The following is a 21,688-nucleotide window of genomic DNA, read 5'->3' as shown; positions in this document are numbered from 1 at the left end:
GCGGCGGCCGCGCCCGCGAGCATGCCGCCGGCCGCCGCCGCCCGCCGCGCCCGCCGGGACGACCACCAGGCCAGGGCCACCAGCGCCGCGAGCAGCGCCCCGAACAGCGGGCCCGCCGCCCCGGCCAGCCCGTCGCTCAGGTGCCAGCCCAGCGGCACCCCGGCCAGCCGCTCGGCGAGCAGCCCGGCGCCGCCCTCGTCCGTGCTGAACAGCCGGTACATGACCAGGAAGAACGGCGCCTGGAGCAGCGTCGGCAGGCAGCCGGCGACCGGGCTCGCCCCGGCCGAGCGGTAGAGGGCGAACAGTTCGGCCTGCAGTCGGGCCGGGTCGTCGGCGTACCGGTGTCGCAGGTCGCGGACCTGCGGGGCGAGGGCCGCGCGGCGCCGCTCCCCGCGGACCTGGGCCACGGTCAGCGGGGAGATCAGCAGGCGGACGGCGACGGTGAACAGGACGATGGCGGCGGCCGTGGCGGCCCCGCCGGTCAGCGGGTGCAGCGTGTCGGCGAGCCAGGCGACGGCGGTGGCGGCGGCGCCGACCGCGCCGTGCAGCGGTGCGAAGGCGAGCATGGGTCAACCCCTCGGGTGCGGATTCCGGTGGCGTCCCGGCCGGCGGACAGACGCGGCGGGACGGATGACGGCGGAATCGGCCGGGGCGGGTGCGGGCGCGCTCCGCCCACGAGAGACGGAGAGACAAGGTCCGGCGACGCTACCCGGCCGAGGGGCGCAGGCCGGGCGCGCGGGGCCGCGGTCGGCCGGCCGCATCCGGGTCGACCTGCCGGGGCACCCGGCGACGGCGGGCGCGTTCCCGCAGGCCGGCGCCGTGGCGGGCGGCCCGGGTGGACGCGCCGGACGCCGAGGGACGCCCGGCGAGCAGGACGACGAGCAGCACGGCGGCGGCCACGGCGGCCCCGGCGAGCAGCTCGGCGGGCTGGCCGGCGAGCAGGGTGAAATGGGTGAGCGCGTACGCCCACGCCCCCGTCACCAGCAGCAGCGATCCCGGCACGCGCCCAGCCTAGGAGACGCCGTCCACCACAACGGCGCGTCGGGGCGACACGCAGGCGGCGGCGTTTCCCCGGTCGGACACTCCGGGTAATGGCCGGTCGACGACGCGGCACGGCGCCGCGGCCGGCAGCGAACGGACGGTGAGGGCGATGGGTGGAGCGGTGGCCCAGCGGGAACGGCATGCGGCCCCGGGCGACACGGACCTGCTCACCGTCGGCGTGGAGGAGGAGTTCCTGCTCGTCGACCCGCACACCGGCGCCGCCGTGCCCGCCGTGGACCTGGTGCTGGAGCAGGTGCCGGCGGAGCTGCGCGGGCAGGTGGAGCGCGAGTTCCAGACCAGCCAGATCGAGATCGGCAGCCCGCCCGGGCTGGAGCTGTCCTCGATCCGGCACTCTCTCGGGGTGCTGCGGCGGGCGCTGTCCGAGGCCGCCGAGCGGGCCGGCGTACGGCTGCTGGCCATCGGCACCGGACCGGTGGACGGCCCCGTCCCGCCGGTGGTCGACAAGCCCCGCTTCGACCGGATGATCGAGCGGTTCCGGCTGCTGGTGCCCGGGCCGGGCAACAACGGCATGCACGTGCACGTCGGGGTACCCGACCCGGAGACCGGGGTGCAGGTGCTCAACCACGTCCGGCCCTGGCTGCCGCTGTTGCACGCGGTGACGGTCAACTCCCCGTTCGCCCGCGGCGAGGACACCGGGTACGCGAGTTGGCGTTCGGTGGAGTGGGAACGCTGGCCGTCGGTGGCGCCGACGCCGTACCTGGAGTCGCACGAGCACTACGAGCGGCTGATCCGGCAGCTCATCGCCAGCGGCGTGATGCTCGACGAGGGGATGCTCTACTGGTACGCCCGGCTGTCGGCGCGGTACCCGACGGTGGAGCTGCGCATCGGCGACGTCTGCCCGTCGCTGGACGACGCGGTGCTGGTCGCCGCCCTGGTGCGGGCACTGGTGGCCACCGCACTGCGGGACATCGCCGCGGGCCGCCCGGCGATCCGCACCGACCACCACCTGCTGGTCGCCGCGCACTGGCGGGCCGCCCACGACGGGCTGGAGGGCGACGGGGTCGACCTGACCGACGGCGAGCTGCGCCCCGCGTGGGAGCTGCTGGACCGCCTCGTCGAACAGCTGCGCCCCGAAGTGGAGCGGCACGGCGACCTGGCGGAGGTGACCGACCTGCTGGGCGCGCTGCGCCGGCACGGCACCGGCGCGGCCCGGCAGCGGGCGGTCTTCGCGCGTACCGGCAACCTGGTCGACGTGGTACGGGACGTGGCGCGACAGACCCGTGGGTGAGCGCGCCGTGACAGGATGGTGGTCGTGGCGCAGCGGCTGATCGTCGTCGGTGGGGACGCCGCCGGCATGGCGGCGGCGTCCCAGGCCCGGCGCCGCCGCGACCGGTCCGACCTGGAGATCGTGGCGTTCGAGCGGGGGCGGTTCACGTCGTACTCGGCGTGCGGCATCCCGTACTGGATCAGCGGTGTGGTCCCGGAGCGGGACCAGCTCATCGCCCGCTCTCCCGCGGCGTTCCGGGACGACTTCGACATCGACGTCCGGCTGCGGCACGAGGTCACGGCGATCGACCTGACGCGCCGGGAGGTGGTCGCCCGCGACCTCGCCGGCGGCGGCCAGATCCGCGAGCGGTTCGACGACCTGGTGTACGCCGCCGGTGCCGTGCCCACGAAGCCCGACTGGGCCGACACCACCGTCGGCGGGGTCTTCGGCGTGCAGACCCTCGACGACGGCGCGGCGCTGCGCGAGTGGCTGGACGCCGACCCCGCGCCCCGGCGGGCGGTGGTGGTCGGCGGCGGGTACGTCGGGGTGGAGATGGCCGAGGCGCTCGTCCAGCGGGGGCTGGACGTCACCCTGGTCGAGCAGTCCGACCAGCCGATGTCCACCGTCGACCCCGACATGGGCACCCTGGTCGCCGAGGCGATGCGCGGCGTCGGCATCGGCATCCGTACCGGAGTCGAGGTGACCGGGGTCGAGGAGCGCGACGGCCGGGTGTCCGCGGTGGTCACGTCCGACGGGCCGGTGCCGGCCGACGTCGTGGTCCTGGGCCTCGGGGTACGCCCCAACACCGCGCTCGCCGAGGCCGCCGGCCTGCCGCTGGGGCCCACCGGCGGGATCCGGGTGGACCTGCGGATGCGGGTGGCCGGGGTGCCGGGGGTGTGGGCGGCGGGCGACTGCGTGGAGACCCTGCACCGGGTCAGCGGGCTGCCGGCACACGTGCCGCTGGGAACGCACGCCAACAAGCAGGGCCGGGTCGCCGGGATCAACCTCGGCGGCGGGTACGCGACCTTCCCGGGCGTGATCGGCACGGCGGTGACCAAGGTCTGCGACCTGGAGGTGGGGCGCACCGGGCTGCGCGAGCGGGACGCGGCGGCCAGCGGCTTCGAGTTCGTCTCGGTGGTCACCGAGTCCACCAACCGGGCCGGGTACTACCCGGGCGCCCGGCCGATGACGGTGAAGCTGATCGCCGAGCGCCCCGGCGGGCGGCTGCTCGGGGCGCAGATCGTCGGCTGGTCGGAGGCGGCGAAGCGGATCGACGCCCTGGCCGTGGCGCTGTGGAACGGCATGACGGTGGACGAGATGACCGCCCTCGACCTCGGCTACGCCCCGCCGTACGCGCCGGTCTGGGACCCGGTGCTGATCGCCGCCCGCAAGGCGGTCGACGCCCTGGCCCGCGCCGGCCGGTAGGGAGTTCTTGTCGGGGGGCGCGGTTAGCGTGTGCTCGCTGTCGCGGTGCCGGTTCCCGGCGCACTTCCCCTCGGAGGCATCCCATGTCGCAGGAGACGACCTACCTCGAACTGTCCGAAGTGGATGGTGGAGCGCACAAGTTCTACGAGGTCGTGGTGGAGGACACCGCGATGACCGTGCGCTACGGCCGGATCGGCGACCAGGGCCAGGTGAAGAGCAGCACCTTCGCGGACAATGCCAAGGCACGGGCCGCGGCGGCGAAGAAGATCGGCGAGAAGATCCGCAAGGGGTACGCCCCGGCGGTGCGCGGCGTACGCCAGAAGCGCCCGATCTCCCGCCGGCAGATCGTCAGCACCCGCTCCACCGCCCGCACCGCCCCGGTCCTCTGGCGGTACGACTCGGGCGCGCCCGCGTTCGGCATCTTCGTCGACGGGCAGAACTGCATGGTCGGCAACGAGCACGGCGTGATCACCACGCTCGGCCACGACGCCCGGGTGCGCAGCCAGGTCCGGCTCCCCGACGGGGTGAAGTGCATCGTCGCGGACGACGCCTGGATCTACGCCGGCTGCGACGACGGCAACGTCTACGACCTGTCGGGCAAGGTGCCCCGGGTGGCGTACGCGATCGCCCCGGACATCGACATCTACTGGCTGGACATCCACGACGGGGTGCTGGGCGTCTCCGACGCCGACGGCGGGATCGCCGCGGTCGACCACGAGGACGAGTTCCTCTGGCGCCGGCCCGGGCGCGGCCGCTCCGCCTGGATGGTCCGCTGCGACGCCGACGCCCTCTACCACGGGCACACGCAGGGGGTCACCGGCTACGACTGGCGTACCGGACGGGAGCTGTGGCACACCCCGACCGGGGCGGTGCTCTTCGGTTGGCAGGAGCGCGACGCCGTGTTCGCCGGCACGGGCCGGCGCGACGTGGTGCGGCTGCGCAAGAACGGGCGCGTCGAGCGGACGTACCGCTGCGACGCGGCCGTCTTCTCCTGCGCCACCGCCGAGGGCGGCCGGTACGTCTTCGCCGGCGACAACCAGTCCTCGATCTACTGCTTCGACGAGGCCGGCAACCGGCTGTGGAAGCTCGGCACCGGCTGCGGCTCGGCGTACTCGATGCAGTACCACGAGGAGCGGCTGTACGTGGTGACCACCAGCGGCTACCTGGCCTGCATCGACGCCAGCGAGCCGGCGATCCGGGCCGCCGAGGCGGGCAGCGTCCCCGAGGTGGTGGACGTCAAGGCGCCGGCTCGGCTGCCCGAGCCGGCCGCCTGGACCACCGTCGAGGTGACCTCCGACGACCGCGACGGCGTGGTGGTGGAGTGCGTCGAGCAGGGCGGCCGGCTGCGCATCCACGTGCTCTCCGACGGCTACCGGCGCGACTGGTCGGTGCAGTTCCCCAAGGGCATCCGGGAGCCGGGGGCGCGCTACCTGGTCACCGAGGTGCGGGAGTCGGGCCGCGGCGGCTTCTACCGGGCGTACGGCGACGTCCGCCGGCTCCGCTGACCGCAATCGCCTGCTGGACGGCGCCTGATTCCGACCGCCACCGCGCGGGCGGCCCGGTGCTCAGGCGCCGGGAGGGGACCCTTCCGTACCGGGCTGGCAGGTGGGGCACCAGTAGAGGTTGCGGCCGGCGAGGGTGCCGCGGCGCACCTCGTCGCCGCAGACGTGGCAGGGCGCGCCGGGTCGGCGGTAGACGTACACCTCGCCGCCGTGCCGGTCCACCCGGGGCGGGCGGCCCGTCGCCTCGGGCAGGTGGGCGTCCCGAACGGTGTCGATCCGGCCGACCTCGACGGCCTTGGTCATCAGCGCCACGAGGTCCGCCCAGAGCGCCCGCCAGCCGGCCGGGGAGAGTTCCCGGCCGGGCAGGGTCGGCGGCAGCCCGGCCCGGAACAGCGCCTCGGTCACGAAGATCAACCCGGTGCCGGCGACCACGGACTGGTCCAGCAGCAGCGCGGCGAGCGCCGTCGGGCTGCGGGAGATCCGGTCGTACGCGCGGGCGGGATCGGCGTCGGGGCGCAGCGGGTCGGGCCCGAGCCGCTCGCGCAGCGCCGCCACCTCGGGCGGGGTGAGCAGCTCGCAGGCGGTGGGGCCGCGCAGGTCCAGCCAGTGCAGGTCGCTGGTCAGCCGCAGCCGCACCTGGCCGACCGGTGGCGGCGGCTCGCCCGGCCCGTCGGCGAACTTGCCGTACAGGCCGAGGTGGACGTGCAGGGTCAGCTCGCCCGCGTGGTGGTGCAGCAGATGCTTGCCGTACGCCTCGGTGCCCTCCAGGACCGTGCCGGACAGCCGGGCCGCGCCCTCGGCGAAGCGGCCCTGCGGGCTGGCGGCGTACACCTTGTCACCGGCGAACAGTTCGGCGTGTCGAGCCGCCAGGCGGTGGATGCTGTGTCCCTCGGGCACGGCTGCCCAGCATAGACCCGACGCTCGGAAACACCGACGAGCTGCCCGAAGCAGCCCTCACAGATCTTGGTACGAATGGGCCCCTGGAAGGGCCGTTTCGTGCCAAGATCCACCTCCGCGACTACCTCGGATGATCTCCTCAGCGGGTTCGGACCCGCTCGGTGATCAGCGACAGGTTCGTCTCGGCGTCGTGGACGTCGAACCGGGTGGCGCCCTCACCCGACATGTGGAACCTCCTCGCCTCGCAGGTCGGGCGACCGCTGGTGTCGGCGGCATGCCGACTGGGTACCTCCTGGCCGTTACCGCGTGGCTGCCGCCGACGCTCACCGGAAGGCCTCCACGCACTGATCAGGAGGTGATGTGGTGAAACTTCCTTCGCTGACGCGCCGGAACGAGCCGGCCCCCGCCCACGACGGGGTCGACGGTCCGAACGGGGGCGCGACCACCGTCGCCACCGGGGAGCCGGTGGCGACCGACCGGGACCACGAGCACACGACGTACCGCAGCGGCGCGACGGCGACCGACGGCGAGCGCACCGCGGACGCCGAGCGGCGGGCGGCGGAGCGGGCGGCGGTGGCCCGCTCCGCCACGGTCGTCCGCCCGACGGGCGAGGAGGCACGCCGGGCCGGGATCGACGCCACGGACGCCGAGGAGCGGACCGTCGATCTCGACCGGGACCGGACAGCACGACGGCCGGTGGACCCGGTGGACGGGGAGCCCCGGCCGGCGCCGGAGCCGCCCGTGGCGATCGGGCCGAAGCCGCGGGCCAGTCTGCTCGCCACCCTGGGCCTCGTCGTCGGCGTGGCCGGGGCGCTGTTCGTGCTGACCGGCACCCTCGCCGGGTACGGCATCGCGGTGGGTGCGCTCGGGGCGGTGCTCTCCGTCCTCGGGCTGGTCGCCACCCGGCGCCGGCACGTGGCCGGCAAGACCGACGCCCTGCTGGGGATGGCCTTCGGCGTGGCGGCGGTGGTGCTGGGGGTGCTGGCGATGACCGGCCAGTTCGACTGGCCGACCACCGACGGCGACTGGGTGCAGCGCTTGCGGGAGTGGCTCGACTCACAGTTTGCCGGCCTGGTCTGACGGGCACCTGGGATCCCGCCGGCGGTGCGCCGGCGCAGGTGGAAACGCCGGCGGCGCGCCGGCGGCCCGGACCCCCTGGTGGTTCACCAGCCGGGCACATCCTCTTCTCGGGGGCGGCGGTTCGCCGCCCCCGAAGCATGTCCGGGGCCGGCCCGGCCCCGGCATCCCAGGAACGCAACGGATCGCCGTCGCTCCGGCTCGAAACGCAACGATCAGTCGGTCGACGCAACTTCCGCCGGTGGATGCCGCCGTCCCCGCGCGCATACCGTTGGGCAACGGCGCCAGCCCGTGGGCCGAAGGTGGCCGGGCGCGCCCGACCCCTGGGAGCAGGACAATGACGATGGACGCGACGAGCCAGCGCTTCCTGATGTGCCGGCCGACGTACTTCGCCGTCGACTACGCCATCAACCCGTGGATGGACCCGACCGGGCCCGTGGACGCCGACCTGGCGATCCGCCAGTGGGAGCGGCTGCGTCAGGTCTACCGCGAGCTGGGCCACACCGTCGAGGAGATCAACCCCGTGCCCGGCCTGCCCGACATGGTGTTCGCCGCCAACGGCGGCACGGTCATCGACGGCAAGGCGATGGCCGTGCAGTTCCGCGACCCGCAGCGCGCCGACGAGGCCCCCGCGTACCGGGCCTGGTTCGAGGCCGCCGGTTTCGAGCTGTACGACCCGAAGCACGTCAACGAGGGCGAGGGGGACGTGCTGCTGGCCGGCGACGTCCTGCTCGCCGGCACCGGGTTCCGCACCGCGCACGCCTCCCACGCCCAACTGCAGGAGGTCTTCGGCTATCCGGTGATCACCATGCAGCTGGTCGATCCGCGCTTCTACCACCTGGACACCGCGCTCACCGTGCTCGACGAGCACACCGTGGCGTACCTGCCGGAGGCGTTCTCGCCCGGCAGCCAGGCCGTGCTGCGCCGGCTGTTCCCGGACGCCGTCCACGCCACGCTGGCCGACGCCGAGGTGCTGGGCCTGAACGCGGTCAGCGACGGCCGGCACGTGGTGCTGCCCGAGCAGGCCACCGACCTGGCCGCGAAGCTGCGCGACCGGGGCTACGAGATCATCGGTGTGGACCTGTCCGAGCTGCGCAAGGCGGGCGGGGGACCGAAGTGCTGCACGTTGCGACTCCGCCGTCAGGGAGAGGCAGACAATTGACATCCTCCCTCGCCTAGCGGCGGGGGATTCCCACCCTCGCGGGTTGGGGTTCCTGGTTCATTGCAGACCGCACGGAAGGAGGTCCTTCGTGTCTGACGTCCGCTCCGCAGGCGTTTTGTGTCTCGGCCAGCCCGGCCGCGACGGCGATGTTCTTGGCGGCGTTGACGTCCCGGTCATGCCGGGTGCCGCAGCTCGGGCACGTCCAGTGGCGTGTGCCGAGGGAGAGGGTGGCGAGCAGGTGCCCGCACGTCGAGCAGGTCTTCGACGACGGGTACCAGCGGTCCACGACGGCGAGGGTGCGGCCGTCGCGGTGGGCCTTGTAGGTGAGCAGGGTGCGGAACTCGGCCCAGCCGGTGCGGGAGATCGCTTTGGCCAGGGACGGGTTGCGGACCATGTTTGCCACCGCCAGGTCCTCCACGGCGATGGCGGCGAACCGGCGTACCAGGGCGGTCGACTGCTGGTGGAGGAAGTCCCGGCGCGCGTCGCGTACCCGCGAATGCGCGCGGGCCGCCTTCCGCTTGGCTTTGGCGCGGTTGGCGGAACCCTTCTGCTTGCGGGCCATCATCCGCTGATACCGCTTGAGTCGGCGTTCGCGCCGTTCCATGTGTTTCGGGTGGGGAATGCGTTCGCCGGTGGACAGCACCGCAAAATCGGTCAGGCCGAGGTCCACCCCCACCACCCCGCCCGTCGGTTCGGGTGCGGTGGGTGCGGCGACATCGACGGCGAAGCTCACGAACCAGCGGCCGTCCGGGTCACGGGACACCGTCACCATCGTGGGGTCCAGGGCGGTCACGTCCACGCCGGGCCACGACCACACGAACCGCAGCACACCGGGTGTCTTGCCCAGCGTCAGGTTCCCGTCGCGCAGGCGGAACGCCGACCGGGTGTAGGAAGCCGACTGCCGGCCGTGCCGGGACTTGTACCGCGGGTACCGGGCCCGCTTGGCGAAGAACGCGGTCATGGCGGTGTGCTGGTGCCGCAGGGTCTGCTGCAACGGCACCGACGACACCTCGCGCAGGAACGCCAGGTCGGGCTGCTTCTTCATCTCCGTCAGCGCCCGGTCCGTCTCCGCGTAGGAGGTGGATCTCCGTTCGGTGTGCCAGCGGACGTGGCGGGCGGCGAGAGTGCGGTTCCAGACGACGCGTACACACCCGAACGTACGGTTCAGCACGCTCACCTGCTCGGGCGTCGGGTATGCCCGGCACCTGTACGCCGTCCGCACAGGACTCATCTAACCAGAAAGGACGATCATGGCTGACAACATATCCGTCACTCCTTCCCGCCCTGAAGGACGGGGCATCCTGGCGGTGAATCGGTGATCGTCGACGACATGCTGCGGACGCCGGGTGCGGTCCGGGACGCGGAGCGCTGGACGGCGCACAACTACCACCCGCTGCCGGTGGTGATCAGCTCGGCGGAGGGCGCCTGGCTGACCGACGTGGACAACCGCCGCTACCTGGACTGCCTCGCCGGCTACTCGGCGCTCAACTTCGGCCACCGGCACCCGCAGCTGATCGCCGCCGCGCGCGCGCAGTTGGACAAGCTGACCCTCACCAGCCGGGCGTTCATCCACGACCAGTTCGCCGACTTCTGCCGTGAGCTGGCCGAGCTGTGCGGCAAGGACCTGGTCCTGCCGATGAACACGGGCGCGGAGGCGGTGGAGACCGCGATCAAGGTGGCCCGCAAGTGGGGTTACCAGGTCAAGGGCGTACCGGCCGGCCAGGCGAACATCGTGGTGGCCGAGGGCAACTTCCACGGCCGCACCACCACCATCGTGAGCTTCTCCACGGACGAGGACGCCCGGGCCGACTTCGGGCCGTACACGCCGGGCTTCACGGTCGTCCCCTACGGCGACCTCGACGCGCTGGCCGCCGCGATCGACGAGACCACCGTCGCGGTGCTGATCGAGCCGATCCAGGGCGAGCAGGGCGTCGTGGTGCCGCCGGCGGGTTACCTGCCGGGCGTGCGCCGGGTCTGCGACGAGAACAACGTGCTGTTCCTCGCCGACGAGATCCAGTCGGGCCTGGGCCGCACCGGCGAGACGTTCGCCTGCGACCACGAGGGCGTCACGCCGGACATGTACCTGCTGGGCAAGGCGCTCGGCGGCGGCATCGTGCCGGTCTCGGCCGTGGCCGCGAACGCCGACGTGCTCGGGGTGCTGAAGCCGGGCCAGCACGGCTCGACGTTCGGCGGCAACCCGCTGGCCTGCGCGGTCGCCACGGAGGTGGTCCGGCTGCTGGCCACGGGCGAGTTCCAGCGCCGCTCGGCCGAGCTGGGCGAGCGGCTGCACGCCGGCCTGCGAGGGCTGGTCGGCAAGGGCCTGCTGGCCGTCCGGGGCCGGGGCCTGTGGGCGGGCCTGGACATCGACCCGGCCCTGATGACCGGCCGGCAGGCGTGCGAGCGGCTGATGGAGCGGGGCATCCTGGCCAAGGACACGCACGGCTCCACCATCCGGCTCGCCCCGCCGCTGGTGATCACCGCCGAGGAGATCGACCACCTGGTGGCCCAGCTCGCCGCCGTGCTGGCCGGCTGATCCCGTACGCGGAGCGGGCGCCGGGACCACGGTCCCGGCGCCCGCCGTCGTTCTCGCCCACCTGCGGCGGCCGGCCTCAGGGGCGGGGCAGCCGCATCGCCATGGTGGGGGCCTCGGCCATCACCGAGGTGGGGGTGAACGGCGCACCCGTCGGCAGGTCCTCGGCGCGGCCGACCTGCACTCCCGGGTACAGCTCGACCATGTCCCTGGCGGCGAGCGCCCGGGACTGCTGCGGGGACAGCGGGACGCGGTCGGGCTCGGCCATCGAGCCGCCCGGGCGGATGCCGGACCCGTTGGTGCTGACGTCCGTCACGATCACCTCGCCCCGACCACTCCAGCTCGGCGCGTCTGACGCCGCGCCGCGACCTGGAGCAGTCGCCCGCAGCTCGAACCGCAGGTGGCTGCGGCTGATCCAGCGCCGCGCCTCGTCGTTGAGCCACTGGCCGAGCACGATTCCGCCCTGCTGGTCCGGCGCGCGCCCGACCAGCACCGGCTGCCCCTCGGTGAGCACGAACCGGCGGCGGACCATCCCGCCGATCCGCACCGCCAGCACCTCGGTACGCGGGCGCGGCCCGGCGTCGCCCAGCCGGGCGCCGTGCCGGGGACAGATCGGCACCCCGTTGCGCAGGGACGGCGGCGGCTGGCCGGCCGGGGCCCGGTCCACCCGGGCGAGGTCGGCGAACGCCCCGCCGCCCCCGCCGCCGCCGAACAGGGCGCAGCCCGGCTCGGGGCAGCGCCACTGCCGGGCGAGCAGCTTCGCGCCGGCCGGCGAGCGGCTGCCGGCGACCGGCACGTTCCCGCCGCCGACGTGGGCGATGAACACCGGCCCGCCCGCGCCGGGCACCGGGGCGAGCACCCGGCCGGGCTGCTCGACCAGCCACGGGAACCGGCCCCGCAGCCCGTCGAAGCGGGCGCGGCTGAGCACCGGCAGCCCGAGCAGGTCGGCGACCTCCAGCATCCGGTCGCCCGGATTGTCCAGCACCTCCACCAGGCCGTCGTCGGCCCACCGGCGCACGACCATCCGCTCGTTGGAGGTCAGGTCGGCGTCGGAGAGCAGCGCCCGGTGCACCACCGCGTAGACCGGGACGCTGTCCTCCTCCAGCTCGCGGGCGAGCGCGTCGATCACCATGCCGAGCCGGAGCAGGCTGGCCGGCCGGCCGCTGTCGAGGTTCTGGTAGCGGATCACCTCGGCCAGGTCGAGGACGGCCCGGGCCAGCGACGGGTCGGTGCAGACCCGCCCCTCGATGGCGTCGAGCACCTTGCTGATCTCGAATCTCATCGGGCGCTCCGGAGGATGTCGTCGATCCGCCGCGCCAGCTCCAGGTCACGGTGGGTGACCCCGCCGGCGGAGTGGGTGACGCAGCGGAAGGTCAGGGTCCGCCACCGGATGTCGATGTCGGGGTGGTGGTCGAGCTCCTCGGCCACCACGGCGACCCGGTCGACCACCGCGATGGCCGCCGGGAAGCTGCCCAGCTCGACGGCACGGCTGATCCCGGTCGGGTCTCCCGTCCAGTCCGCCAGGGCGCCCAGCTCGTCTCGCACCGCCTCCGCGGTGAGCACGTCTGCCATGGCCCGACCCTACCGGCAGGCGCCCGCCCGGCACTCTCCCGCCACCTCGTACGGGGTCGGGAGCTGCGGAAACGCGCGGCCCGACACCGCGTCCCGGCGGCTGACGCCCGCTCGATCGACGCGACGGGGCGGCGCGGGTCGGTGCCGCCCCGTGGTGCGTACGGCGGCTCAGGCCCCGGCGTCCGGTCGGGGGCCGCGCAGCGGGCGCCCGACCTCGTGCAGGTGGGCCAGCGCCTGCCGGTACGACTCGACCAGCCCGGTCTCGACGTACGGCAGGCCCCGCTCGGCGCAGTACGCCCGCACGATCGGCCGGGCCCGGCGCAGGTTGCCGCGGGGCATGTTCGGGAACAGGTGGTGCTCGATCTGGTGGTTCAGCCCGCCGAGCGCCACGTCCACGAACCGGCCGCCCCGGACGTTGCGCGCGGTGAGCACCTGCCTGCGCAGGAAGTCCAGGTCGTCGTCGGCCGTCGGCATCGGCATGCCCTTGTGGTTCGGCGCGAACACGCAACCCATGTAGAGCCCCCACAGTCCCTGATGGACGGCGACGAACGCCAGCGCCCTGCCCGGCGACAGCACCGTGAACAGCAGGCCCAGGTAGCCGGCGGCGTGCGCCGCGAGCAGCAGTCCCTCGACCGCCCGGTGCCGCACCGGGGTGGCGAACCGCCCGTCCGGCCCCCGCCCGACGAGCGCCCGGACGCTCGCCACGTGCAGGTTCAGTCCCTCCAGCAGCAGCATCGGGAAGAACAGCCACGCCTGCCGCCGCGCCAGCCACCGCCCGAACCCCCGGGTCGCGGCCGCCTGCTCGTGCGTCCAGACCAGGGCGCCGGCCCCGACGTCCGGGTCCTCGTCGGCGTGGTTCGGGTTGGCGTGGTGGCGGTTGTGCTTGTCCACCCACCAGCCGTAGCTGAGCCCCGCCGCCAGGTTGCCGGCGAGCAGGCCGGCCACCTCGCTGGGGCCCCGCCGGCGGAACATCTGCCGGTGCCCGGCGTCGTGCCCGAGGAACGCCACCTGTGTCGTGGCCACGGCCAGGCCGGCCGCGACCAGGAGTTGCCACCACGAGTCGCCGACGAGCGGCACGGCCGCCCAGCCGGCCAGGAAGGCCGCCAGGGTCAGCGCGATCCGGACGGCGTACCCGCCGGGCCGGCGCCGGAGCAGGCCCGCTGCGCCGATCCGACGGGACAACTGTGCGTAGTCGCTGCCCCGCCGGGCCGACGGGTCCGCCACCGCTGCAAGCACCATTTCCGCTCCCGTACCTCGACAACCGGGTCACGCCGGGCGGCGTGCCTGGTGTCGAGTCTCCGGGAATCGGTCGCGCTGAGTAACCCGGACGGCCCCCGAATCCGGGGTAGGGCGAGCCCCACCCCGGCCGGGCCACCGCCCCGCGCCGGACGTCGGGCGTCGGGCGCCGGGCGTCGGGCGTCGGGCTCATCCCATCCGGCCGACCGCCGCCCGGAGCCGGGCCAGGTCGCGCCGGCGCCGCTCGTACGTCGTGGCCAGGCCGATCAGGGCCAGCCCGCCGGCGGCCAGGAAGATCCACCGGGGCAGCAGGTCCCAGCCGCGGACCAGCTCGTGCAGCGCCAGCAGGGCCAGCGTGCCCCCGCCGAGCAGCACGGGCGCCTGCCAGCGGCGGGCCGCCCCGGCCAGCACCACGGTCAGCGCGGCGGCCCCGAGGAGCAGCCGCCGCCAGGGCTGCGGCTCGGGGGCGAACAGCACCGACACCAGGCTGGGCAGCAGCCCGGCGGCCAGCCCGGGGCCGAGCGCGAGCCAACTGTTCAACCCCGGTCGGGTACGCAGGGCCACCGTCCCTGCGGCCAGCGCGAGCCCCGCCGCCGGCAGCGTGTACGCCTCCAGCAGCGCCACTCCACCCGCGGCCAGCAGCAGCCAGGCACCGAGCAGCTCACTGCCTCCGGCGATGCCGGCGAACGTCCACCGGCGCCCGGCCGGCCCGCGGGGCAGCACCCGCAGCCCGACCGCGACGCCCCACAGCACGCAGACCGCGGCGGCGTGCCGGTACGACCCGACGGCCAGCAGCAGCGCGACCAGGGCGACGGCCTGGGCGGCGCCGTCCAGCGCCCGCCCCACGGTCCCGGCCCGGTGGGCCGTCAGGGCGGCGACGGCCAGGACCAGCGCGGCCACCGCCAGCACCGGATACGCCGCGGAGCGCGCCGGCAGGCCGGCCGCCAACGCCGCGGTGAGCGCGAACCCGGTCGCCGCGCCGACCGCCGCCAGCGCGCCGGCCAGCCGCACCGCGCCCGCCCGGGCGACGACGGCCACCACCGTGGCGGCCACGACCAGCGTGCCGAGACCGCCGAGCGTGCCGGCGCGGGTGGCGAACAGCCCGGCCAGCCCGGACCCGGTCGCCACCAGCCCGACCGGCACGGTCACCGGGGCGAGCAGCGGCCGGGGCGGGGCCAGCGCGGCGGCCAGCAGGGCCGCCAGCCCGACGAGCAGGACGACGGCCGGCACCACCGGCCAGGGGGCGCCGGCGGCGGCGAGGAGCACGGGCAGCGCCGCCGCGGCGAACGGCAGCGCCGCCAGCCCGGCGCCCGCCCGGGACGGCCGGCCGGCGGCCGGAAGCGAACCGCCGGCAGCCCGGGACGGACCGTCAACGGCAGCCCGGGACGGACCGTCGACGGCAGCCCGGGACGGACCGTCGACGGCCGCCCGGCCGGCCAGCGCGGCGGCCACGGTCAACACGAGCAGCGCCACGCCGGCCGCGGCGGCGCCGCGCACCGGGCCGCCCGTCGGCGCGCCGGACCAGGGCGGGGCTGCCTCGCCGTACGGGGCGACGAGCACGGTGACGGTCACCGGGGCGACGGCGAGGAGCGCGACCGCCGCCAGTCCGAGCCCGGTCAGCCGGAGCGGGCCCGCCGGACGGGCCCCCGACCCGACGAGCATCGCCAGCAGGGCGGCCAGCGCGGCGTAGAGGGCCACCGGCTCGTCGCCCCGTACGACCAGCGGCGCCAGCCCGGCGAGCGCGGCGGCGAGGGCGAGCGCGGTCGAGGCGTACCCGGTCAGTTCCGCCCACCGGCGACGGACGGCGGGCAGGCCGAGCAGCGTCAGCGCGACGGCGGCCAGGGCGGCCCGCGCCCGCCACCAGGGCTCGGCCCCGGCGGCCAGGAGCGCGACGGCCGCCCCGGCCGGCACGGCCAGCAGCGCGCCGGCCAGCGCGACCCCGGCGACCCCCCGCCCGGGGGCGCCGGCCCGGCGCCCCCGGGCGGCGACCGCCGCCCCGAGCAGCACGACCGCGCCGAGCACGGCCGCCTCCCCGGCCGGGCCGGCCAGGCCGACCAGCAGCGCGTGCCCGACCAGGACCGCGCCGGCCCCGGCCGGGACCAGGACGGTCCACCAGCGCCGCCCCCGGACGACGGCGAGCAGGAGCAGCGCCGCGCCGACGGCCAGGTCGGCGACAGGCACCATTGCCCACGGCACCCCGCCGAGGCTCCCGACGGGAAGCACGGCGAAGGCGGCTGCCACCGCCGCGATCGCCGGCCACGCCGCGCGGGCCAGCAACGCGGCCAGCGCGACCGCGGTCACCGCCACGGCCACCGGCACCTGCCAGGCCCAGGACAGATCCGGGGCCGTGCCGACGCCCCGCCACGGCGGCAGCACCCGGCCCACCCCGACCGCCCCGAGCAGCACGGCCAGCAGCACGGCGACCTGCGCCGTCCCGCCGGCCACGACCAGCGCCCCGACGCGCGGGCCGGCCCCGACCCGGCGAGGCAGCAGCCGGACCGCGCCGGCCAGCGCCAGGGCCACGAGCGCCGCCGCCAGCATCAGCAGCCCCGGTCGCAGCTGCGCCGCCGGCCGGAGCAACGCGACGGCCAGCACCGGAACGACCGCCCCGGCCGCGATCGCGCGGAACGCCCGTCCGCCGGCGACCAGCGCCGCGCCGAGCAGCGCGAGGGCCACCAGCAGCAGCGGCCCCCCGGCCAGCAGCGGCGAGCCGGCGGCCCGCCCCCAGGCGAGCGGCACCAACGCGCACCCCGCCGCGACGGCGAGCGCGACGCCGTGGCCGACCCAGGCCAGCACCCGACCGGCGGCCACGACCGACCCCCCGGAGACCGCGATCGTGGCCAGCGGTCCGGCCGGCAGCGGGGCCGAGGCGGCGGGCGGAACGGGCACGGCCGGCGCGGCGGGCGGAACGGGCGCGGCGGGCGGAACGGGCGCCGCAGGCGGAACGGGCGCCGCAGGCGGAACGGGCGCCGCAGGCGGAACGGGCGCCGCAGGCGGAACCGGCGCCGCAGGCGGAACCGGCGCCGCAGGCGGAACCGGCGCCGCAGGCGGAACCGGCGCCGCAGGCGGAACCGGCGCCGCAGGCGGAACCGGCGCCGCAGGCGGAACCGGCGCCGCCGGGCCGCGGGGGCGCAGGGCGGCGACGACGGCCAGGTCCAGCAGCGCGACGCCGACGAACACCAGCGTCCAGCCGGCCGCCGACGGGCGGGCCGGGGCGGCGAGCAGCGGCAGCACCGGCTGCGCGGCGAGCAGCGCCGCGAACCACGGCACCGCCAGGCGGGTCAGCCGGCCGTAGCCGGCCGCCACCGCCGCGCTGGCCCCCCCGACCAGCGCGGCGTAGCGGGCGCCCGGCCAGCCGGCCACCCCGAACAGGTCCACGGACCAGGCGGCGTACCCGTCGAGCGCCACCAGCAGCAGGCCCACTGCGGCGAACGTCTCGGCGGTGCCGCGCAACCCCCGCCGGGCCAGCACCGGCGGGACGGCCAGGGCGAGCGCGGTGAACGCGAGCAGGATCAACGCCCGCCCGGTGATCCCCACCGCGGCCCAGGCGACCGCCGTGAAGACCACGGCCGCCGTGCCCAGCAGCAGACCGCCGAGGACGAAGAGCAGCCCCTGCACGGTCCGGGTCGACGTCTCCGGTCCGCCGGTCGGCACCGTCGACGGGTACGGCCCGGGCGTGGGATGGGGCACGGGCGCCGGCACGGGACCGGGTGCCGCGGTCGACGGGTACGGCCCGGGCGCGGGGCGGGGCACGGCCGCCGGCACGGGACCGGGCGCCGCAGTGGCCGGGCGCGGTGCGCCCGACGGCGTCGCCGCCCGTATCCGGGCCGCCAGTTCCGCCCGGCGGGCCTGCGCGGCGCGGACCGCCGCCGCGAGTTCCAGGTACGTCAGGCGGGCGTGCTCCGCCCGCTCGGTGAGCGTGCCGATCTCCCGGTCCAGCCGGATCACCTCGGCCGCCGCCGGGTCGGGTGCCCGGCCGCACCGCCGGCAGCCGACGCTCAGGTCGGCCGGCGCGCCGCACCCCGGGCAGGGGTAGCCACTCGAATCCACGCGGCCATCATGGTGGGCGCCCGCCACCGAGCCCAGAGTGCGCGTACTCAGGGCCGGGTCTGCTCGTACACCCAGGCCGTGTAGTCGGGGTTGCCGCTGTCCACCCGGGTCACCAGGATCTCCGGCACCTCGTACGGGTGGGTGGCCCGGATCTGGTCGACCAGCGCCGTCACCCGGTCCGGCGCGGTCTTGAACCGCACCGACCACTCCGCGCTGGTCTCCACCGCCGACCGCCACCAGTAGGTGCTGTCCACCTGGCCGCCGACCTGGGCGCACGCCGCCAGCCGGCCGGCGACCGCGGCGGCCGCCAGCACGTCCGCGACCGCCCGGCTGTCCACCACCGTCGTCACCACGCTGATCTGCTCCACGAGCGCACCCTACGCGGCGTCGGCGCCGTTCCGGTTGGCCGCGATCCACTCGTCGATCCGGGCCCACCAGTCGAAGAGCCAGTCGATGCGCTCCTGCCGGCCGGTGGGGACCTCCTCCGGCGGTACGGACCAGAACCGCATCACGATCCGCTTGTCCATGGGCAGCTCCCGCCAGACGTCGGCGACGGTGAGCATCCGGTCCAGCCCGGTGTGCGCCACGAAGATCACCCCGGCGTCCGGGGCGGCCTCCAGCGCCGCGAGCATCCCGCCCGGCTGCGGGGCGAGCACGTGCTGCATCCGTTCCGCGCGCAGCGCCATGCGTTCCAGGCCGAGCGCGCGCAGCCGGGCGATGGCCCGCAGCCGGCGGCGCGGGGTGAAGTTGCCGCCCTCCGGGAAGATCACGAACGCGTCGTCGTCGTCCAGTCCGGTGGCGAGGTGGCCGATCTGGGCGGTCACGGACTCGTGCCGCTCGCGGGTCGGCGCGAGGAACCGGTTGGGCAGTCGGTTGAGCAGCACGTCGATCGCCGGGTCCCACTGGAGGCTCTCCTTGAGCACGATCCGGGGCTCCCGGTGGAACCAGTTGACCAGCGCATGGATCAGGATGAACGAGTCGCCGGGGCCCGCGTGTCGGCAGAGCACCAGCTCCGGCCGGCCGGGCAGCGCCGTGTCCGGGTCGGTGCCGACGACGTCGATGGTCAGCCGCAGCGTCCACCGGGCCTGCCAGAAGAACACCCGGAGGAACGCCCCGGCGAGCACGTAGTGCGCCCGCTGGAAGACGGGCGCCCGCGCCCGCACGCCGAAGCCCGAGGCCAGCCAGAGGGCGAAGAGGGCGACCAGCGCCGCCGCGTCCCAGACCAGGTAGAGGCAGCCGATCCAGAGCAGCCGCAGCGGCCGCAGCCGGCCCGGCACCAGGGGGGACAGCGCCAGCGCGAGCAGCGCCCAGACCGGGATGCTGGTCACCACGAGCGCCGCGAGCAGCACCACGCCGGGCGCCAGCAGCAGCCGACGGACCCACCGGGGTGGCAGCGGCATCAGCGTTCCAGGTGGGTCGCCAGGTAGCGGCGGGAGGCGGTGTACGCGCGGCTGATCCGCCGCCCCACCGCCGCCATGTCCCGGTACGCCCACGGGCTGTCCTCCCGCGGCCCCAGCCCACCCGTCGGCAGCACGTGCACCTCGACCCCCTCGGGCAGCGCGGCCATCTCCCGGGCGAACCGGTGCCGGCGGGCGATCTCGAACGCGACCTGCGCGATCTCCCAGGGCCGCCGGGGCGGCGTCAGCTCCCGCTCGATCCGGCCGACCTGGAGTACGAAGATCTGCCGCGCCCCGGCGGCGACGGCCTCGCCGATCGGGATCGAGTTGACGATCCCCCCGTCGACGTAGTGCTGGCCGTCGATCTCGGTGGGCGGCAGCAGCCCCGGCACCGAGGCGGACGCGAGCACCGCGGGCACCAGCGGACCGCTGTCGAACCAGTGCTCGGCGGCCCGCTCGATGTTCGCCGCGCAGCACCGGAACGGCACGCGCAGGTCGGCGAAGGTCGTGCCCTCGCCCAGCTCGGTCTCCAGCAGGCGGCGCAGGGGCCGGGGCGAGTGCAGGTGGGTCCGGGCGGCGAAGCGACGCAACTGCCGGGCGACCGAGTCGCCGTACACCTCGCTGGCCTCGGGCGAGGCCCAGAGCCGGACCAGCCGGTCGGTGACCGCCTCGGACGGGTCGGCGGCGACGAGGGCGCCGTTGACCGCGCCGATGGACGTGCCGAGCACCATGTCCGGGCGCACGTCGGCGCGGAACAGGGCGCGCAGCATGCCGACCTCCACCGCGCCGAGGACTCCCCCGCCGCCTAGCACGAACGCCACCGGACCGCCGACCATGCCGTTCATCCTGGCACGGGCGGTCACGCCGGCCGTCCGCGCTCCCGGCCCGCCGCTCGCCGGGACGGACACGACGGCAGGGACCGGACGGCCGTTGACATGTTGGACACCTTCGCGCAACCTGATACGGCCCCGACCCAGGCAGGTGCGACCCCGATGGCAAAGCTGCACGCCGGCAGGCTGCTGGCCCGCCGGTACCGGCTCATCGACCAGATCGGCACCGGCGGCATGTCGGTCATCTGGCGGGCCCGGGACGAGGTGCTCGATCGGGTCGTCGCCCTCAAGGTGCTCGCGCCCTCCCTGGCGGCCGACCCCCGGTTCCGGGACATGGTCCGGGAGGAGGCCCGCTCCGCCGCCCAGCTCGTCCATCCACACGTGACCTCGGTGCACGACTACGGCGAGACGGTCGCCCCGGACGGGAGCACCACCTCGTTCGTGGTGATGGAGCTGCTCGGCGGAGACGAACTGGAATACCGGCTGGCCGAGGGGCCGCTGCCCTGGGCGGAGGCCGTCGGGATCGGCGCGCAGGTGGCCGAGGCGCTCGCGGCGGCGCACCTGCTGGGCATCGTGCACCGGGACATCACGCCGGCCAACGTGATGATGACGCCCGTGGGCGCGAAGGTGCTCGACTTCGGCATCGCCACCCACGTCGGCGCCCCGGACGAGGACGGCGCCTTCGGTACGCCCGCGTACGTCGCCCCGGAGCGGCTGCACGGCGCACCGGCGCAGCCGGCCACCGACATCTACTCCCTCGGCGTGCTGCTCTACGAGACGCTGACCGGGCGGGTGCCGTACCCGGCGGACACCTGGGAGCAGCTCGGCGCGGCGCTGGCGACGGGCGCTCCCCCGCCCCCGCTCGACGTGCCGGGCCTGCCCGCCGAGGTGGCCCGGACCTGCCTACGCTGCCTGGCCCGGGATCCCCGGGACCGGCCCACCGCCCAGGAGGTGGCGGGGGTGCTGCGCGACCAGTTGCTGCCGGCCGACCCGCAGGCCGCCACCATGCTCGCCCCGACCGTGACCCTGCCCTCGATCGTCGGCCCGCCCGAGCCGTCACCGGCCCGGGTCCTGCCGTCGCCCCCGCCGGACGACCCGGGGGCGGGCCGCCCGGCCGACCCCGCGCCCGCTGCCCGGGGGGCGGAGCCGGCCCCGCCGGGGCGGCCCGGGGGATCGCGCCGACGCCGGCTGGTGCCGCTGGTCGTGACGGGCGCGGTGCTGCTCGCCGGGGCAGCGCTGCTCGTCCCCGTGCTGACCAGGGAGCCCGCCCCGCCGTCGGGGGCCCTACCGGACCGGAACCCGGCGGTCGCCGCGTCGGCAGCCGCACCGGACGCGCTGCGCAGCGCCCCGCCGACCTCCCCGACCGCGACCCGCGCGCCGGACCCGACCCGCCCGGCCCCGCCGCCAGCGGCCACCGCCACCCGGCCCGCGCTGACCAGCGAAAGCCTCACGGCGGCGGCGGACCGGGTCGAGCAGCTCATCGAGGACGGGGTGGCCAGCGGCGGGATCCGCGCCGACGTCGGCGCCGACCTGCGCGACCTGCTCGGCCAGGTCACCGCCGCGAGCGGGCCGGGCGAGCTGACGCTCGCGGTGCGGCGGGCCCGGGACGAGATCGCGCAGCGGCAACGCCAGGGCGGCATCACCACGTCGTACGCCCGCCGGCTCGACAACGCGTTCAAGCAGCTCGGCGCGGCCGGGGCGTGACGGGGTTCGGGCGACGGCCCGGGGCGTGACGGGGCCG

General features: G+C 75.9%; 18 protein-coding genes. 7 read left to right on the top strand and 11 right to left on the bottom strand.

All coding sequences use genetic code 11. The features are described from left to right. Together ABGB16_RS15055 and ABGB16_RS15050 are read right to left on the bottom strand one after the other, a co-directional pair. The coding region (locus ABGB16_RS15055; protein WP_347668649.1) for a membrane protein insertase YidC at window positions 1-566 on the bottom strand (566 nt) is incomplete at its 3' end. Window positions 567-705: 139 nt separating this feature from the next. Beyond that, complete coding sequence (locus ABGB16_RS15050; protein WP_347668648.1) at window positions 706-1,002, bottom strand: DUF6412 domain-containing protein; 297 nt, start codon at window positions 1,000-1,002, stop codon at window positions 706-708. A 139-nt stretch (window positions 1,003-1,141) separates the two neighbouring features. Here ABGB16_RS15050 and ABGB16_RS15045 point away from each other — a divergent pair, with 139 nt between their 5' ends. From ABGB16_RS15045 to ABGB16_RS15035, 3 genes are all read left to right on the top strand, one after another. After that, a complete protein-coding gene (locus ABGB16_RS15045; RefSeq protein WP_347668647.1) occupies window positions 1,142-2,290 on the top strand; it encodes a glutamate--cysteine ligase in 1,149 nt (382 codons plus the stop codon). A 24-nt stretch (window positions 2,291-2,314) separates the two neighbouring features. Next, window positions 2,315-3,694, top strand: a complete 1,380-nt coding sequence (locus ABGB16_RS15040) for an FAD-dependent oxidoreductase (RefSeq protein ID WP_347668646.1) — start codon at window positions 2,315-2,317, stop codon at window positions 3,692-3,694. Window positions 3,695-3,777: 83 nt separating this feature from the next. After that, window positions 3,778-5,199, top strand: a complete 1,422-nt coding sequence (locus tag ABGB16_RS15035; RefSeq protein ID WP_347668645.1) for a WGR domain-containing protein — start codon at window positions 3,778-3,780, stop codon at window positions 5,197-5,199. 60 nt (window positions 5,200-5,259) lie between these two features. On the opposite strand, the gene ABGB16_RS15030 is transcribed toward ABGB16_RS15035, so the two are convergent. Further along, the gene (locus tag ABGB16_RS15030; RefSeq protein WP_347668644.1) at window positions 5,260-6,093 is read right to left on the bottom strand and encodes a DNA-formamidopyrimidine glycosylase family protein; all 834 of its coding nucleotides are present in this window, start codon (window positions 6,091-6,093) and stop codon (window positions 5,260-5,262) included. A 363-nt stretch (window positions 6,094-6,456) separates the two neighbouring features. On the opposite strand from ABGB16_RS15030, the gene ABGB16_RS15025 reads away from it, so the two are divergent. Together ABGB16_RS15025 and ddaH are read left to right on the top strand one after the other, a co-directional pair. Further along, entirely contained in the window at window positions 6,457-7,173 is a 717-nt protein-coding gene (locus ABGB16_RS15025) for a thrombospondin (protein ID WP_347668643.1), read from the top strand. Window positions 7,174-7,513: 340 nt separating this feature from the next. Further along, window positions 7,514-8,332 (top strand): dimethylargininase, encoded by an 819-nt coding sequence (gene ddaH / locus ABGB16_RS15020; RefSeq protein WP_347668661.1) that lies wholly within the window; start codon window positions 7,514-7,516, stop codon window positions 8,330-8,332. Between the two features lie 13 nt (window positions 8,333-8,345). Here the strand turns inward: ddaH and ABGB16_RS15015 are convergent, their stop codons facing one another. Continuing rightward, window positions 8,346-9,563, bottom strand: a complete 1,218-nt coding sequence (locus tag ABGB16_RS15015) for an RNA-guided endonuclease TnpB family protein (protein WP_347668642.1) — start codon at window positions 9,561-9,563, stop codon at window positions 8,346-8,348. 87 nt (window positions 9,564-9,650) lie between these two features. Between ABGB16_RS15015 and rocD the strand changes: the two genes are divergently transcribed. Further along, window positions 9,651-10,865 carry an ornithine--oxo-acid transaminase gene (gene rocD, locus ABGB16_RS15010; protein WP_347668660.1) on the top strand — a complete coding sequence of 405 codons (1,215 nt, stop codon included), beginning with the start codon at window positions 9,651-9,653 and terminating at the stop codon, window positions 10,863-10,865. Between the two features lie 76 nt (window positions 10,866-10,941). Here the strand turns inward: rocD and ABGB16_RS15005 are convergent, their stop codons facing one another. The 7 genes from ABGB16_RS15005 to ABGB16_RS14975 form a co-directional block, all read right to left on the bottom strand. Continuing rightward, a complete protein-coding gene (locus tag ABGB16_RS15005) occupies window positions 10,942-12,144 on the bottom strand; it encodes an FHA domain-containing protein (RefSeq protein ID WP_347668641.1) in 1,203 nt (400 codons plus the stop codon). Continuing rightward, the gene (locus tag ABGB16_RS15000; RefSeq protein WP_347668640.1) at window positions 12,141-12,434 is read right to left on the bottom strand and encodes a 4a-hydroxytetrahydrobiopterin dehydratase; all 294 of its coding nucleotides are present in this window, start codon (window positions 12,432-12,434) and stop codon (window positions 12,141-12,143) included. Before ABGB16_RS15000 ends, ABGB16_RS15005 begins: the two co-directional genes overlap by 4 nt. A gap of 168 nt (window positions 12,435-12,602) precedes the next feature. Further along, window positions 12,603-13,673 (bottom strand): acyl-CoA desaturase, encoded by a 1,071-nt coding sequence (locus tag ABGB16_RS14995; protein WP_347668639.1) that lies wholly within the window; start codon window positions 13,671-13,673, stop codon window positions 12,603-12,605. Window positions 13,674-13,859: 186 nt separating this feature from the next. Next, window positions 13,860-17,720, bottom strand: a complete 3,861-nt coding sequence (locus ABGB16_RS14990; RefSeq protein ID WP_347668638.1) for a hypothetical protein — start codon at window positions 17,718-17,720, stop codon at window positions 13,860-13,862. Between the two features lie 47 nt (window positions 17,721-17,767). Continuing rightward, a complete protein-coding gene (gene cutA, locus ABGB16_RS14985; protein WP_347668637.1) occupies window positions 17,768-18,088 on the bottom strand; it encodes a divalent-cation tolerance protein CutA in 321 nt (106 codons plus the stop codon). Between the two features lie 9 nt (window positions 18,089-18,097). Then, window positions 18,098-19,120, bottom strand: a complete 1,023-nt coding sequence (locus ABGB16_RS14980; protein ID WP_347668636.1) for a 1-acyl-sn-glycerol-3-phosphate acyltransferase — start codon at window positions 19,118-19,120, stop codon at window positions 18,098-18,100. Continuing rightward, a complete protein-coding gene (locus ABGB16_RS14975; RefSeq protein WP_347668659.1) occupies window positions 19,120-19,953 on the bottom strand; it encodes a patatin-like phospholipase family protein in 834 nt (277 codons plus the stop codon). Before ABGB16_RS14975 ends, ABGB16_RS14980 begins: the two co-directional genes overlap by 1 nt. A gap of 156 nt (window positions 19,954-20,109) precedes the next feature. Between ABGB16_RS14975 and ABGB16_RS14970 the strand changes: the two genes are divergently transcribed. Continuing rightward, window positions 20,110-21,651, top strand: a complete 1,542-nt coding sequence (locus ABGB16_RS14970; RefSeq protein WP_347668635.1) for a protein kinase — start codon at window positions 20,110-20,112, stop codon at window positions 21,649-21,651. Window positions 21,652-21,688 lie beyond the last annotated feature (37 nt).

Origin of the sequence: Micromonospora sp. B11E3, from assembly GCF_039871625.1 — a bacterium.
In the GTDB taxonomy this organism is placed as follows: domain Bacteria; phylum Actinomycetota; class Actinomycetes; order Mycobacteriales; family Micromonosporaceae; genus Micromonospora.
The sequence above is the reverse complement of the archived record's forward strand: the minus strand, read 5'-3'. Positions and strand labels throughout refer to the sequence as shown.

Bases quoted from the DNA above. Each gene is read 5' to 3' on its own strand.
- ABGB16_RS15035 (WP_347668645.1), top strand. From the start codon at position 3,778: ATGTCGCAGGAGACGACCTACCTCGAACTGTCCGAAGTGGATGGTGGA.
- ddaH (WP_347668661.1), top strand. From the start codon at position 7,514: ATGGACGCGACGAGCCAGCGCTTCCTGATGTGCCGGCCGACGTACTTC.
- ABGB16_RS15015 (WP_347668642.1), bottom strand. From the start codon at position 9,563: ATGAGTCCTGTGCGGACGGCGTACAGGTGCCGGGCATACCCGACGCCC.
- ABGB16_RS15005 (WP_347668641.1), bottom strand. From the start codon at position 12,144: ATGAGATTCGAGATCAGCAAGGTGCTCGACGCCATCGAGGGGCGGGTC.
- ABGB16_RS15000 (WP_347668640.1), bottom strand. From the start codon at position 12,434: ATGGCAGACGTGCTCACCGCGGAGGCGGTGCGAGACGAGCTGGGCGCC.
- ABGB16_RS14995 (WP_347668639.1), bottom strand. From the start codon at position 13,673: ATGGTGCTTGCAGCGGTGGCGGACCCGTCGGCCCGGCGGGGCAGCGAC.
- ABGB16_RS14980 (WP_347668636.1), bottom strand. From the start codon at position 19,120: ATGCCGCTGCCACCCCGGTGGGTCCGTCGGCTGCTGCTGGCGCCCGGC.
- ABGB16_RS14975 (WP_347668659.1), bottom strand. From the start codon at position 19,953: ATGGTCGGCGGTCCGGTGGCGTTCGTGCTAGGCGGCGGGGGAGTCCTC.
- ABGB16_RS14970 (WP_347668635.1), top strand. From the start codon at position 20,110: ATGGCAAAGCTGCACGCCGGCAGGCTGCTGGCCCGCCGGTACCGGCTC.